13 protein-coding genes are annotated in these 13,475 nt (G+C 70.7%); 6 read left to right on the top strand and 7 right to left on the bottom strand.

The annotated features are described in order from the left end of the window. Nucleotides 1-76: 76 nt before the first annotated feature. The 6 genes from ABT025_RS34370 to ABT025_RS34345 all read right to left on the bottom strand — a co-directional run bounded on the left by ABT025_RS34370 (nt 77) and on the right by ABT025_RS34345 (nt 5,825). Nucleotides 77-715: an LAETG motif-containing sortase-dependent surface protein gene (locus tag ABT025_RS34370; RefSeq protein ID WP_351002581.1), complete on the bottom strand. Its 639-nt coding sequence runs from the start codon at nt 713-715 to the stop codon at nt 77-79. 294 nt (nt 716-1,009) lie between these two features. Continuing rightward, nucleotides 1,010-1,498: a GNAT family N-acetyltransferase gene (locus ABT025_RS34365; protein WP_351002580.1), complete on the bottom strand. Its 489-nt coding sequence runs from the start codon at nt 1,496-1,498 to the stop codon at nt 1,010-1,012. Next, the gene (locus ABT025_RS34360) at nt 1,473-2,633 is read right to left on the bottom strand and encodes a DUF6397 family protein (protein ID WP_351002579.1); all 1,161 of its coding nucleotides are present in this window, start codon (nt 2,631-2,633) and stop codon (nt 1,473-1,475) included. The genes ABT025_RS34365 and ABT025_RS34360 overlap by 26 nt, the downstream gene beginning before the upstream one ends. A gap of 116 nt (nt 2,634-2,749) precedes the next feature. Then, entirely contained in the window at nt 2,750-3,163 is a 414-nt protein-coding gene (locus ABT025_RS34355; protein WP_351002578.1) for a roadblock/LC7 domain-containing protein, read from the bottom strand. A gap of 119 nt (nt 3,164-3,282) precedes the next feature. After that, nucleotides 3,283-3,906: a GTP-binding protein gene (locus ABT025_RS34350; RefSeq protein WP_351002577.1), complete on the bottom strand. Its 624-nt coding sequence runs from the start codon at nt 3,904-3,906 to the stop codon at nt 3,283-3,285. A gap of 221 nt (nt 3,907-4,127) precedes the next feature. After that, on the bottom strand, nt 4,128-5,825 hold the full coding sequence (locus ABT025_RS34345; protein ID WP_351002576.1) for a tetratricopeptide repeat protein: 1,698 nt from the start codon (nt 5,823-5,825) through the stop codon (nt 4,128-4,130). 312 nt (nt 5,826-6,137) lie between these two features. Here ABT025_RS34345 and ABT025_RS34340 point away from each other — a divergent pair, with 312 nt between their 5' ends. The 4 genes from ABT025_RS34340 to ABT025_RS34325 all read left to right on the top strand — a co-directional run bounded on the left by ABT025_RS34340 (nt 6,138) and on the right by ABT025_RS34325 (nt 10,888). Continuing rightward, complete coding sequence (locus tag ABT025_RS34340; protein WP_351002575.1) at nt 6,138-7,190, top strand: Lrp/AsnC family transcriptional regulator; 1,053 nt, start codon at nt 6,138-6,140, stop codon at nt 7,188-7,190. A 98-nt stretch (nt 7,191-7,288) separates the two neighbouring features. Then, the gene (locus tag ABT025_RS34335; RefSeq protein ID WP_351002574.1) at nt 7,289-7,654 is read left to right on the top strand and encodes an ArsR/SmtB family transcription factor; all 366 of its coding nucleotides are present in this window, start codon (nt 7,289-7,291) and stop codon (nt 7,652-7,654) included. Nucleotides 7,655-7,712: 58 nt separating this feature from the next. Then, nucleotides 7,713-10,358, top strand: coding sequence for a magnesium-translocating P-type ATPase (gene mgtA / locus ABT025_RS34330; protein WP_502972092.1), 2,646 nt, complete (start codon nt 7,713-7,715; stop codon nt 10,356-10,358). Beyond that, on the top strand, nt 10,355-10,888 hold the full coding sequence (locus ABT025_RS34325) for a GNAT family N-acetyltransferase (RefSeq protein ID WP_351002572.1): 534 nt from the start codon (nt 10,355-10,357) through the stop codon (nt 10,886-10,888). The genes mgtA and ABT025_RS34325 overlap by 4 nt, the downstream gene beginning before the upstream one ends. A 16-nt stretch (nt 10,889-10,904) precedes the next feature. Here the strand turns inward: ABT025_RS34325 and ABT025_RS34320 are convergent, their stop codons facing one another. After that, nucleotides 10,905-12,392: an LCP family protein gene (locus ABT025_RS34320; RefSeq protein WP_502972090.1), complete on the bottom strand. Its 1,488-nt coding sequence runs from the start codon at nt 12,390-12,392 to the stop codon at nt 10,905-10,907. 194 nt (nt 12,393-12,586) lie between these two features. Here ABT025_RS34320 and tatA point away from each other — a divergent pair, with 194 nt between their 5' ends. Further along, nucleotides 12,587-12,793 (top strand): Sec-independent protein translocase subunit TatA, encoded by a 207-nt coding sequence (gene tatA / locus ABT025_RS34315; protein ID WP_351002571.1) that lies wholly within the window; start codon nt 12,587-12,589, stop codon nt 12,791-12,793. A gap of 100 nt (nt 12,794-12,893) precedes the next feature. Beyond that, nucleotides 12,894-13,469: a TerD family protein gene (locus tag ABT025_RS34310; RefSeq protein ID WP_326733474.1), complete on the top strand. Its 576-nt coding sequence runs from the start codon at nt 12,894-12,896 to the stop codon at nt 13,467-13,469. Nucleotides 13,470-13,475 lie beyond the last annotated feature (6 nt).

The raw sequence follows: 13,475 nt of genomic DNA, 5'->3' as shown, positions 1-13,475 counted from the left end.
CCGTGTCCCGCAGGACACGGCACGCCCCTCGGCCGGAACCCGGGCGCGCTCAGCGCACCCGGGCAACCGGACTGCGTCAGTGCTGGGCGGTGCGACGCTTGCGCACGGACCACATGATGCCGCCACCGGCCAGCAGCACGGCAACAGCCGCACCACCGATGACCGGCGTGGCGGACGACGAACCGGTCTCGGCCAGATCCGGCGAGCTGGGGCTCGGCGTGGCTGCGGCAGGCGCAGACGACGAGGCGGTCTCACTGGGAGTGGCGGACGGCGTCGGCGTCGCCGTGGTGGGCGTCTCGGACGGCTTCGTCTCGGTCGGCGTCGGCGTCGGCGTCGGCGTGTGCGTCGGCGGCTTCTCCTCGCACACCGGCGCGTCCTTGCTCTCGTCGCGCGAGTACTGGGCGCCGTCGCCGGCCTTGACGACCAGACGGACCGTCAGCGCCTTGTCGTGCTCGGGCAGGGTGAGCGTCTTGTCGATCCCCTTGCCGAAGGTCTCCGTCGGCAGGAGGTCCTTTCCGTCCACGGTGACGGTCACCTGGTTGGTGACGCGGTCGTTGTACGCGGTCAGGTGCAGGTTCACTTCAGTACAGGTCACGTCCCAGGTGGGGGTGTGAGCTGCGGCCGGACCGGCGGTGAGAACCGCACCGGTCAGGCCGACAACCGCGGCGGCGGCGAGGGTTCCCGCAGCACGCCACGATCTCCTGGGTATGGTCATGGATTCTTCCTCCGCAAATGTTTCATCGCCCGAATGGCGGTGGGGCGCACAGTACTGCCCCCATCCCCCATGTGTGCACCCGCCCCACGTACCATTCGGCGTCACAACTAGCCGCACTTCGTCGCTGGTTGGGGCAACACGGACACCGCTGCCGATGACCCGCCCACCGGTCCGTGGCGCGAAGTGAACGTCCGGCGCCGGACCGTGTCCGTGCCCTGCCCGTGCCGTGTCCGTGTCCGTGTCCGTGTCCGTGTCCGTGGGGACGGTCCGCGCCCACGTCCCCGCCCGGGCCCGTCAGAGCGGCCGGTGCATGATGTGCAGTCCCACGAACCCCTTCTCCGGGTGGTTGAAGCCCTCCGGCAGGGTCCCCAGCACCTCGAAGCCGAGCGAGCGGTAGAGCCCGACCGCGACGGTGTTGCCCTCCACCACGGCGTTGAACTGCATGGCACGGAACCCGGCCGCGCGAGCCCAGTCGATCGTGTACTCGCCCAGAGCCCGCCCCACACCCTTTCCGGAGTGCCGGGGATCGACCATGTAGCTGGCGCTGGCAACGTGCGAGCCGTTGCCCATCTGGTTGTTGTTCATCTTCGCCGTGCCCAGGACGCTGCCGTCCTCGTCGACCGCGACGACCGTACGGTTCGGGGGCTTCAGGAGCCACCAGCCAAGGGCGTCGGCCTCCCCGAGGTCGAGGGGGTAGGTGAACGTCTCGCCCGCGGCGACGATTTCGTGGAAGAAGGGCCAGATGGCGGGCCAGTCCTCAGCGGTTGCTTCCCTGATCAGCATGGTGCAAAGAATGCCTGGCCCGGGTTCCGGTGACGAGCGGTTTCCTTCTGCTGCCGGCTGCCTGGCGAGGACGCCGGCGCCCACCTGGCCTGCGTAGGCGGAGCCGGGCCAGCAGGCCCGGCGTGCCGCCACCGCCTCCACCCTCGCCGCCCTGCCCGCCGCCGCGCCCGCTGCCCTCCTGCGCAACCGTCTCCGGCCGTTCGGCAGAGCCGTTCCCCGATCCCGTCGGCCCGGCCGATCCCGCTGGGCCCGCCGCTCCCGCCGGGCCAACGGAAACCGTCGGTTCGGCCGGCGCCCCTGATCCGCACGCCACCGCTCCGGCCCGCTCGCCCGCCGGTCCGGGCCACCGCTCCTCTCCCGGGCGCGGGGCCTGGCGCACCTCGCGTGCACCGTCCAGCTCCATCCCGAGAGTGACCCTCCGCCAGAGGATCTCGTCCGGCTCATCGGCGAGCATCAGCTGTGCCAAGGCCTCGCGCCCGGCAGCCGACCCCCGTTGACCGAAGACCGGCTCGGGCCGGATCCTGCCGAAGTAGGAGCGCTCGTACGGATCATCGACCACTTCGGCCAGTTGGACCGGGTCCAGCGTTTCCGCGACGACGGCCGCACGGGCCCAGGGATCCTCGGTGAGGGTCAGCAGCCGCTCGATCCGGCGCGACCGCCAGTTGCGCGCCCGGCAGTCCGTGCCTGCGTCCAGTCGGCTGCGCATCCAGGGCGGGCTGTTGCCCACCAGAAGCTCGGGTGACCGGGCGGCCAGTCCGCCCAGCTCCTGCGCGAGATAGAGCCACACCACGGCTCGGTAGCGATTGAGGTAGAACGCGACCGGCGTGACGCAGCCCGCGCGCGCCAGCCGAGTGAAGCGGACCGGACTGATTCCCAGCAGCCTGGCCCCTTCCGCGGTCCCCACCGTGCGCACCCGCTCACGCAGCGTCTCCGGGAACCCGTCCTCCGATTTGAGGCGGTCCATCTCCTCCTGACGGACCCTGGCCCTCCCGCCTGCCTGCGGCACGTCCACCCGGACGATGCCCAGGTGCACTGCCAGGCCGAACTCTGCGCGCTTCAGGTCAAGTTCTGCGGCGGCCCTGCTTACGGTGACCGTGCGGGCGCCGTCGTCGCGCACCGCTTCCGTCATCGGCATGAAAATTCTCCCCCCGTGAGACTCGGATACTCTCCGTGACCACGGTAGCCCGGAAAAGGCAACTGCCGCCCGCCCTGTGGATAACTCCAGGGCGGGCGGCAGCACCGGTCGGGCCGTCAGATCTGCTTGGCCCCCACGCCACCGTCCTGCCGCACGGCCACGCCCAGATGCTCCCCGACCCTGTTGACCAGCAGCGTCATCTCGTACGCCACCTGCCCTACGTCGGCCTCGGCCTCGCTCAGCACACACAGGCAGCTACCGTCTCCGGCAGCCGTCACGAAGAGCAGTGCCTCGTCGAACTCCACCATCGTCTGCCGGGCCTTTCCTGCACGGAAGTGCCGCCCCGAGCCACGGGCGAGGCTGTGCAGCCCCGACGAGACCGCGGCCAGGTGTTCCGCGTCCTCACGTGCCAGCCCCGTGCTCGCTCCGGTCACCAGGCCGTCGTTCGACAGCACCAGGGCGTGCCGTATGTGCTCCACCCGGCTGGTGAGATCATCAAGCAGCCAGTCGAGTCCCCTGTCCAGCGCCATTCTGTTCCTCCCCGTTCATACGTTCCCCGTGCCCCACTTGTGTGCAAGCCTTTCGCACCGGTCACGTACGGGCAAGCGCCCCGCTGTGCAACAGCGGGGCGGGATCCGGCCAAGCCGGCTCAGCCCACCGAGTCGAGAAGCCGTGCGGTGTGCATCCGGCCCGCGTACTCGACCATCCGGATCAGCACCTCCTTGCCGGAATCCCGGTCTCTGGCGTCGCACAGCACCACGGGCGTTCCGGGGTCGAGGTCGAGGGCGCGCGACACGTCCCGTTCGCCGTACGAACGCGCTCCCGCGAAGCAGTTGACAGCGACGACGAAGGGGATGCGACGGTGCTCGAAGTAGTCGACTGCCGGGAAGCAGTCCTCCAGCCGCCGGGTGTCCGCCAGAACGACCGCACCGAGTGCGCCTTGCGAGAGCTCGTCCCAGAGGAACCAGAACCTGTCCTGCCCCGGAGTGCCGAACAGGTACAGGGAGAGTCCGGACCTGATGGTGATGCGCCCGAAGTCCATGGCGACCGTCGTGGTGGTCTTCTGCGCGACGCCGTCGGTGTCGTCCACCGACTGTCCGGCCTCACTGAGGAGTTCTTCCGTGCGCAGTGGCCTGATCTCACTCACCGCGCCGACCAGCGTCGTCTTGCCGACCCCGAACCCGCCCGCGACCAGGATCTTCAGGGCCAGGGCTTCGGTCGGGGCAGCCCCGGTGGTCTCGTCCCGGATGCTGTCAGCGTGCTCGGGCGACATCGATCACTTCTCTCACCAGTGAGCCTCAAGACGTCGAATGAGCAGGTCAGAGCCATCTTGAGAGATCTCGGAATCAGTGAATCATCGGCAGGCGTACGGCGACAGCATGGCAAACCAGCACCCGACTCGGGGGGTGCGATCACAATCTTGAGGATGTGACAGTTTCGGGTCACTCTGCGCCTGGAACAGTGCGAAATTCAGTGTGATTGTCAGCCATTCGATTATTCCTGGCCGATCAGCACGTGCAGCCCTTCCCTGGCGCCGTGCTCCTGCTCCCGTCGCAGCTGCTCCTCACCCAGCAGGGAGCGCAGCTTCTCCCACCGCCGTGTGTGACGCTGCGCCACCCTGGCGGGAACCGGCCCCTGTGCCGGCGCCTCCGGCCCCGATCTCGCCGAAGCGCCCAGCAGACGCGCCGCGGCGCGGTGGTTTCCGAGGCCGAGCTCTATGTCGGCGACGAGTTCACCCGCGACCTCCGCGGAACGGCCGTCGCGGAGACCGAGCATCAGACGGACGGCCTGCGCCGCGTAGCGACGGGCACGGAGCGGATCTCCCTCCCACCGGCTGATCTCCGCCAGTACGAAGCGGGTCCACGCGTCGGCCTGGGCGTCGGGGGCGGCCGGGGTCCACTCCCCCGAGGTCGCGAGCACGTCCATGGCCGCTTCGGGCTCGGCCTGGACGAGAGCCAGCGCGAGCAGCGCCACCGTCATCCCCTTGCCCGGACCGAACGCCGGGGCCCGCGGCAGGAGTTCCAGCGCCTCGGCGAACTCCGTCGCAGCCTCCTCGGCCTCGCCTGCCCACAGGCGCGCGATACCTCTGACCTGGGCGAGCTGCCCGATGCAGGTGCTGTCACCATCACGGACGGCAAGCGGCCACGCCTCGGCCAGTACCGGGTCCGCCGCCTCCAGATCGCCGTTGCACACCATGAGGTATGCGAGCAGCCACAGCGCCCTCGCCGGCCGGGGTCCGAGAGTGGCGTCGAGCGCCCGCTCCAGGTGCTGCCGCCCGTCCGAGCCCCGGTCACCGGTGGCCCAGAGGAACCACAGCGAGACGGCGATGCCCGAGGCGGTCTCCGCCTCCGCGGCCGGCGACAGCGGAGCGGTGCCGGGGTTCATCGCGGCGTACAGGTCCGTACGGGCCGAGAGTGCCCGTTGCTCCGCTTCGCGGTGCCGCCCCGCCCGCCACAGGACGGCCGCCTCTTCGGCCACCCAGGCGTAGTGACGCCGGTGGTGCAGGACGACGGCCCACCGGTCGCCCCGCGCGTCGAGCCGGGCCTTCCCGGTCGTCCGGGCGGCGACCGGCATCCGGTATCGGCCCTCGGCGTCCGCCAGCAGCAGGCACGGGGCCAACCGGTCGAAAGCGGCCAGCACCTGAACGACGGGCAGGGCCCCGGAAGCGCAGACGGCCTGCACGGCGGCCAGGTCGAACCGCCCCTCGAACACGGACAGCCGCTCCCAGAGCAGCCGTTCCTCGAGGTCGCATGTCAGATAGGCGCGCTCGGCATCGGTCAGGGGGCCACTGCCGGCGGGTGAGGCGAGCGGATCCTCCAGTACGGCTTCCAGGCTTTCGCTGCCCAGGCGGTTCGCGGCGTGCCGCAGCGCACCCGGGATCGCGTCGAGCCGGTCGCACAGATCCGTCACCCGGGCCCGCAGGTCGGCCGTCCCGGCCCCGCCGTCCGCCCGGAGTTCCGGCAGCGGCCCGCCCGCGGCGGCTGCTGCCTCGGTGAACATCCGCAGCGCTTCAGGAGCGTCGAGCGGACCGAGCAACAGGGCCGCCTCTCCCGACAGGTACAGCCTGCGCCGGGCGGTGACCAGGAGGGAAATGCCGCTGAACTCGTTGAGCAGGCCCGCGATCTCGGACCTGGCGTGGGGCCCGAGGTGTTCGCGGTCGTCGACCACCACGAGAGCGTCGTACGGATCCACGCCGCGAAGCTGTCGGGCGGCTGATCCGGGGCCTGCGCCGGCCGACGATATACGTATGACCTGTCGGCCCGTCAGGAGTTCCGCTTCGGCCACCCGGTGCGCCAGCCACGATTTGCCGATCCCCGGCGGGCCATGCACGGTGACCAGCCGTTCCTCCGTCAGGAGGCCACTGAGGCTTCGCATTTCCTGGTCTCTGCCAACCACGAGGACAGTCCTCCACATCCCGGCACCGACGCTCACACATGCTCATGGCATAGTCGGGCGACGCCCGTCGATTTCCGCCACCAACCGGTGAATCCGCCAGGAAGACCCGTGCCACCCACCGAATACGTCCTCAGCGAAGCCGACCGCGCGGTGATCCACGCGCTCCAGATCGCTCCCCGGGCCGGCTGGAGCCGGCTCGCACCGGTTCTCGGGAGCCGGCCGGACACGCTGGCTCAGCGCTGGGCCAGGATCACCGCCGCCGGAACCGGCTGGTGCGGGACGCTCGGACTGCACACGGGCGAGACGCCGCCCTGCCTGGCCTGGATCGAGGTCCTCTGCACCGGCGAACGGAGCCGGGTGCGGTCGGACCTGCTCACCGAGGATCCGCACGTGCTGTCGGTGTTCGAAGTGACCGGTGACCGCGCCATGCTCCTGTTCGTCGCCTTCCCGGACCTGTCGATGCTCGACGAGCACATCGCCACCCGGTTGTCGCGGCTTCCGGGCGTGACCGGAACCCGGACCCATCTCGTCACCGCGGTCCACCGTTCCGGTCCCCGGTGGCGACTGGACCGCCTGACCCCGACGCAGACCCACCAACTGATCGATCTGCCCGGCCGCCCGCATGAAGCGGGTGGGACCGCGGTCCCTTCGCTCAGGCCCGAAGACCGTCGTCTGGTTCTGGCCATGACGGCTGATTCACGGCTCTCCGTGGCCGAGCTGGCCCGGCGGCAGGGCAGGAGCGAGTCGTCCACGCGACGGCAGCTGATCAGGTTGGAAAGCACTGGCACCATCGTCCACAGCTGCCGCCCGGCTCCGCTCCACTCCGGCTGGCCCGTCTCGGTCGTGCTATGGGCGGACTCTCCGGCGGCGGACGTCGCGGCGGCTCCGCCCATCGTCCATCTGCGCGAGACGGTCGAGTTCATGTCGATCACCGGACCGCACAGCCTCGCGATCGTCCTCACGCTGCGCTCACTCGAAGATCTGCCGGCCTGTGCGTCCACCCTGGTGCGGCGGATGCCGGGGCTCAGGATCGCGGACTCGTTCGTCGTGCTGCGCTGTCACAAGTTCGCCGCGCAGGTGCTCGGCCCCGACGGCCGCCGGACCCGCACCGTGCCGCCGGACATCTGGACCCGGCCGGTTCCGCTCCCGCCGCGGCGCTGACCGTACGGCCGCGTGCGGGCCCGGGGTGCTTCATGTCCGGCGCCTACACTGGTCTTCTCGGGTGCGAGGAGTCGGCCCACGCGGACAGGAGTGCAGAAGTGTCGACAGGTGCCGGCGGCGGTTCCCAGGATCCGCCCGCGGATGTACTGGCCCAGGCGGCGGCGGCCTTCGGTCTCCTGGCCACTCCGGCCCGGCTGCACATCATCTGGGCCCTGGACCAGGGCGAGAGCGACGTGACCGGTCTGGCGGAGCGGGTCGGCGGCACGCTCCCCTCGGTCAGCCAGCATCTGACGAAACTGAAGCTCGCCGGCCTCGTCCGCTCCCGCCGCGAGGGCCGCCGCCAGGTGTACCTGGTCGATGATCCCGGTGTCGTGACGGTGGTGCGGTTGATGGTCGGCCAGCTCGCGGAGCGGTCCGGGTACCAGGCCGCGCAGCCCGCGCATCTCCGTGAACTCGGTGCCTGAGAAGGCTGCCGCCGCGGGGTCCGGACAGTCCGGTGAGCAGTCGTCCGTGGTCGTGTCGATGCCCGGTGCCGCGTCCCCTGCCGGTGCCGCACGGCCGACTGCCCCACCGACTTCTCTCCAGGTGCTCCGCTCGCTGGACAGCGGGCCGCGGGGACTGCTCGAACGGGAGGCGCAGGAGCGGCTGACACGGTTCGGCGAGAACACCCTCCCTCCCCGGCTCCCGGTCCCCTGGCCGCGGCGGTTCCTGCGCACCCTGAGGGACCCGTTCACTTCGGTACTGCTCTGCCTGGGGCTGGTCTCAGCCCTGATGGGCTCGTGGGGCACGGCTGCCGTGACCTCGGTGCTCGTGGTCGTCAGCTGTCTCCTGCGCTCCACGGAGGAGCACCGGGCGGACCGGGCGACGGCCGCGCTGTACGAGTTGGTGGCGACGACCGCGACGGTGCTGCGCCGCAACGGCCCGGACGCGGTGCCTCAGGCCCGAGAGCTGCCCGTGGGGGAGCTCGTGCCGGGTGATGTGATCAGGCTCGCCCCGGGCGATCTCGTCCCCGCCGACGTGCAGCTGCTGCGGGCGAGCGGCCTGACCGTGCACCAGTCGGCCCTCACCGGTGAGTCCGCGCCGGTCGCCAAGCATCCCGTCGACGCACGGGTCCCGACCGGGGCCGCGACCGGGACGCGCGGCGCATCCGACGCAGGGGACGACGTCTTCGCGCAGCGTCAGTTGTGTTTTCAGGGCAGCAGTGTGGCGTCGGGCAGCGGTACGGCGGTGGTGGTGGCCACCGGCGGCCGCACCCGGTTCGCCGCCGCGTACGACCGGCCGGCGCGCCGACGCGGTCCCAGTGCGTTCGACCGCTCGGTGCGGGGGATCTCCTGGACGCTGATCCGGTTCATGCTCATCACCCCGCCGCTGGTCCTGATGGCCAACGCCGCGCTGCGCGGACGTGGTCTGGAGACGTTGCCGTTCGCGGTCGCGGTCGCGGTGGGGCTGACGCCCGAGATGCTGCCGGTGATCGTCACCACGGCGCTGGCCCGGGGTGCCTCGCTGCTCGCCCGCGACCACGCGGTGATCGTGAAACGGCTGCCCGCGCTGCACGACCTCGGTGCGATCGACGTGCTCTGTCTGGACAAGACCGGCACCCTCACCCAGGACCGTCCGGTCGTCGACCGGACGCTCGGCCGTGCGGAAGAGCCCGATCCCCTCGTGCTGCACTGGGCGGCCGTCAATGCGCTGTGGACGCTGCAGCTCGCCGACCTGCCGGCGCCGGACGCCCTCGACGAGGCCGTGCTGGACGCCTGGGACCGACGGGACGGGCCCGATGCGGCGCCGCTCCTGCCTGTCGAGGAGTACGACGCGGTGGCCGCGCTGCCGTTCGATCCGGTACGCCGTCTCTCGACGGCGGTCGTCCGTCCACCCGGCCGGTTCGGAACCCATGTCCTGGTGACGAAGGGCGCGGCGGAGGCCGTCCTGGAGCGTTGCGATCTCAACCCGGCCGAACGGGACCGGCTGGGTGCGCTGGCGGCGCGCGAGGCCGCGGACGGCCTGAGGCTGCTCGCCGTGGCCCGCACCGAGCGGCCTGCCCGGCTCGGTGCCTACACGCCGGCCGACGAGCGCGGGCTGACGTTTCTAGGGTTCGTGGCGCTGCGCGACGCGCTCACTCCGGGCGCGGCCGAGGCCCTTGACGTACTGACGCGTCGGGGTGTCGCGGTGAAGGTCCTGACCGGTGACCATCCGGGCACCGCTGCCCACGCCTGCCGGGACCTCGGCCTGGACCCGGGGCAGGTCCTCTCCGCCGGGGAGATCGACGGCCTGGGCGACGAACAGCTCGCCGGCATCGCCGGACGGGCGACGGTCTTCGCGCGCTGCACCCCTGCGCACAAGGCCAGGATCGTCGACGCGCTGCGTGCCTCGGGGCACACCGTCGGGTTCCTCGGCGACGGTGTCAACGACCTGCCGGCCCTCTACGCGGCCGATGTGGGCATCTGTCCGCGCAACGCGGTGGATGTGTCGCGGGAGGCGGCCGACGTCGTTCTCGCCGAGAAGGACCTCGGCGCCATCGATCACGCGATCACCGCGGGCCGCCGCAGCAGCGGCACCATCGCCACGTATCTGCGCATCACGCTCTCGTCGAACCTCGGCAATGTCATCGCGATGCTCGCCGCCGGTCTGCTGCTGCCGTTCCTCCCCATGCTGCCGGCTCAGGTACTGGTCCAGAACCTGTGCTTCGACGCGGCGCAGCTCGCGTTCGCCTTCGACCGGCCCGCCGCCTCGGTCCTCGGGCGTCCGGCGGCGCTGCGCCCCAGGGACTTCCTCCGCTTCATCACGGCCTTCGGGCTGCTGAACGCCGCCGCCGACCTGGCCACCTTCGGCGTACTCGCCCTGGCGCTGCACGGTTCGGCGACGGACGGCGAGGCGGCCTTCCATTCCGGTTGGTTCACCGAGAACCTCCTCACCCAGGCCCTGGTGATGCTGCTCCTGCGCACCGGCCGGGGAACCGTGCAACGGCACGGCGGCGGGCCGCTGCGAGCGGCGGCCGCCGGGCTGGCGGTCGTCGGTGTGCTCCTGCCGCTCACCGCGCTCGGTCCGCTGCTGGGAATGGGCGCCCTGCCTCCGCTCTATTACCTGTTGCTCGCCACCGTCCTCGCGTTGTACGCATGCGGTCTGGGGTGGGCGCGCAACCGCTACGAACGGAACCGGAGGATCTCATGACGGTGAATACCGGCCGCCCGGATGCCGGGCCCCCCGACGGCAGACCGGTGCGGGTTCGCCGGGCCACGCTCGCCGACGTCGGCGCGCTGGTGCGCATGCGGGCACTGATGCTCGCCGACATGGGGGCGGAGGTCGGGGACGACCGCGCTGTCTGGCGGGCGGACGCGGCGCGTTGGTTCACCGAACGGATGCCCCTGACCGACGAGTTCGCCGCGTTCCTCGTCGAGGATGCGGAACTGGGCGTGGTGGCGTGCGCGGTGGGGGCGTGCGACGCGCACGCGCCGAGTCCGGCCAACCCGAGCGGGCTGCACGGGCACGTGTCCAATGTCAGCACCGATCCCCGGCGGCGCAGGCGTGGGCATGCCCGGGCCTGCGTCGAGGCACTGCTCGCCTGGTTCCACCAGGAGGCGCGGGTGACGGTCGTCAATCTCAACGCCACGGGGGACGGGGCCGGACTGTACGAGTCGTTCGGGTTCGCGCCGCCGCGTCACCCTTCGTTGCAGCTGCGGACGGCTCTGCTCCAGGGCTGAGCCGTCCGCGGCGGTCTCAGCCGTAGGAGAGGTCGCTGCACAGGTCGTCGTCGGCGGACCTGGCCTCGTCGGCGACCGTGGACGGCACGGTGTCGGGCGTCGGTGACGCGGGGGCGGCCGAGGGGTTCTCGGCGAAGTCGCCGCCCACGATCACCTGGATTCCGGGCTGTTCGGACTCCGTGGTCCGCGCGTCCCCGAAGAGCCGGGCCGTGGTGTCCGCCGCGCCCTCCAGTCCGGGGCCGTGGGTGACGACGGTGCGGGCCTGGTCCTGGGAGTTCGCGGTGGCCGTGCCGGTGACGGTGAACCCGTGTGTGCGCAGGAGCTCGGCGGCCCGGGCGGCGAGGCCGGTCACCGTGGTGCCGTTGTAGACGGCCACCTCGATGCCCTCGCCCGAGACGGGTCCGGTGGGAGTGGCTGACGCGCCCGGCGCGGGCGTGGATCGCCCGGCCCCGGACGTGCCCGCGGCATCCTGGCCGTCGATCGTGCGGTCGGCCTTGAGCGCTGCCCACAGCGCGTCGGCCTCCGGCTCCACGATGGCGACGCGGGCGCCTTCGTAACGCCAGGGGACGGTGACGAACTTGGTGTTGTGCAGATCGATGTTCTTCATCGACATGGCGAACGACAGGAGTTTGTCGGCCGAGCCGAGGCCGGGGTCGACGGTCATCGCGTCGGTCGCCGCGTTGGCCAGCGGCAACAGGGTGGTGGGGTTCAGGCCGCGGGACTTCACCTTCTTCACGAGGGAGCCGACGAACGCCTGCTGCCTCTTGATCCGGCCTATGTCGGAGCCGTCGCCGATGCCGTGCCGGATCCGTACGTAGTCCAGTGCACGCTGTCCGGAGACCGTCTGGGGCCCCTTGCCGAAGACCAGTTCGCCGCGGGTGGGGCGCTTGGGGTTCAGGTCCCGCTGATAGATGTCCTGCGGAAGGCACACGGGCACTCCGCCGACGGCCGAGGTCAGCGCGGAGAAGCCGGCGAAGTCGACCACGACCGTGTGGTCGACGCGCAGGCCGGTGAGGTGCTCGACGGTGTTCTGGGTGCAGGCCGGGTTGCCCTCCGCGGTCTCCCCCACGGAGAACGCCCCGTTGAACATGACGTGGTGCTGAGGGGCCGTCCAGTCGCCGTCGGGTTTCTTGCAGGCCGGAATGTCGACCATCGAGTCACGGGGGATGGAGACGGCCACGGCGTGTCTGTGGTCGGCGTAGACGTGCAGCAGGAACGCGGTGTCGGAGCGGCCGACCTCGCCCGTGCCGCCGCCGAGTCCGCTGTTGTCGCCCGACCGGGAGTCCGACCCGATGACGAGAACGTTCTGCCCCGCGGACGTGTCGGGCGGCCGGTCACCGGAGATCCCGTCGGCACTGAACGTATCGATGCTGCCGGTGAGTTTGAGGTATCCCCAGCCGACTCCGGCGACCAGCAGGACGAGGAAGGAGAGCCCGGTCAGAGCCGTCCGCCGCAGTCGGCCTCCCCTGCTGCTGCCGGCTGCCCCCTTGCGACTGCCTGTCATCGGCCACCCCGTTCGTCCGGCTGCCATGGAGGGCGACTGGCACCGGCCTCGCATGGTTGTACAGTTGCGCAATGTAGCAAGTGTCGATGTCCTCGTGGATCAACGACCGCGTCCATCGTCGGTCCGATCCCCTGTCCATAAACGCCTGCTGGAAACATTGACCGGAAGACGTCTCAAGAAAGGGCGTGCCGCACATGCTGCGCAACGGCCTCGAACCCTGGCACCTGCTGATCGCGGCGATCGTCGTGCTGGTGCTGTTCGGCTCGAAGAAGCTGCCGGACACCGCCCGCGCCCTGGGCAAATCCATGCGAATCCTGAAGAGTGAGGCCAAGGCCATGAAGGAGGATGCGTCACCGCGGGCCGCCGACGGCAACTCCCGCGACCACGCCGCCACTCCATGACCCGCACAACCAGGGAACCATAGAAGAAGGGCCGCCGTCCTCGTCGATGGCGGCCGAAGGAACGCTGATCGATGGATCACCGGATCATTGGAGGAAGTTCATGGGTGTGACCCTGGCCAAGGGCGGCAACGTCTCCTTGTCGAAGGAGGCGCCCGGCCTGACCGCGGTGACCGTGGGCCTGGGCTGGGACGTACGGACGACGACGGGCGCCGATCACGACCTCGACGCCAGCGCGCTGCTGTGCTCGGACGCCGGCAAGGTCCTCTCCGACCAGCACTTCGTCTTCTACAACAACCTCAACAGTCCGGACGGTTCCGTCCAGCACACCGGTGACAACCTGACCGGCGAGGGCGAGGGCGACGACGAGTCCATCAACGTGGACCTGGCGGACGTTCCCGCGAATGTCGCGAAGATCGTCTTCCCGGTCTCCATCCATGACGCGCAGAGCCGGGGGCAGAGTTTCGGCCAGGTACGCAACGCGTTCATTCGCGTGGTGAACCGGGCCAACGGGGTGGAGCTCGCCCGCTACGACCTCAGCGAGGACGCCTCGACGGAGACCGCGATGGTGTTCGGTGAGCTGTACCGGCACGGCGCGGAGTGGAAGTTCCGTGCAGTGGGTCAGGGTTACGCCTCCGGGCTGGCCGGAATCGCGTCGGACTACGGCGTCAACGTCTGACCGTCC

The sequence above is a fragment of the Streptomyces sp. NPDC002809 genome (assembly GCF_040295435.1).
Taxonomy (GTDB): domain Bacteria; phylum Actinomycetota; class Actinomycetes; order Streptomycetales; family Streptomycetaceae; genus Streptomyces.
The sequence above is the reverse complement of the archived record's forward strand: the minus strand, read 5'-3'. Positions and strand labels throughout refer to the sequence as shown.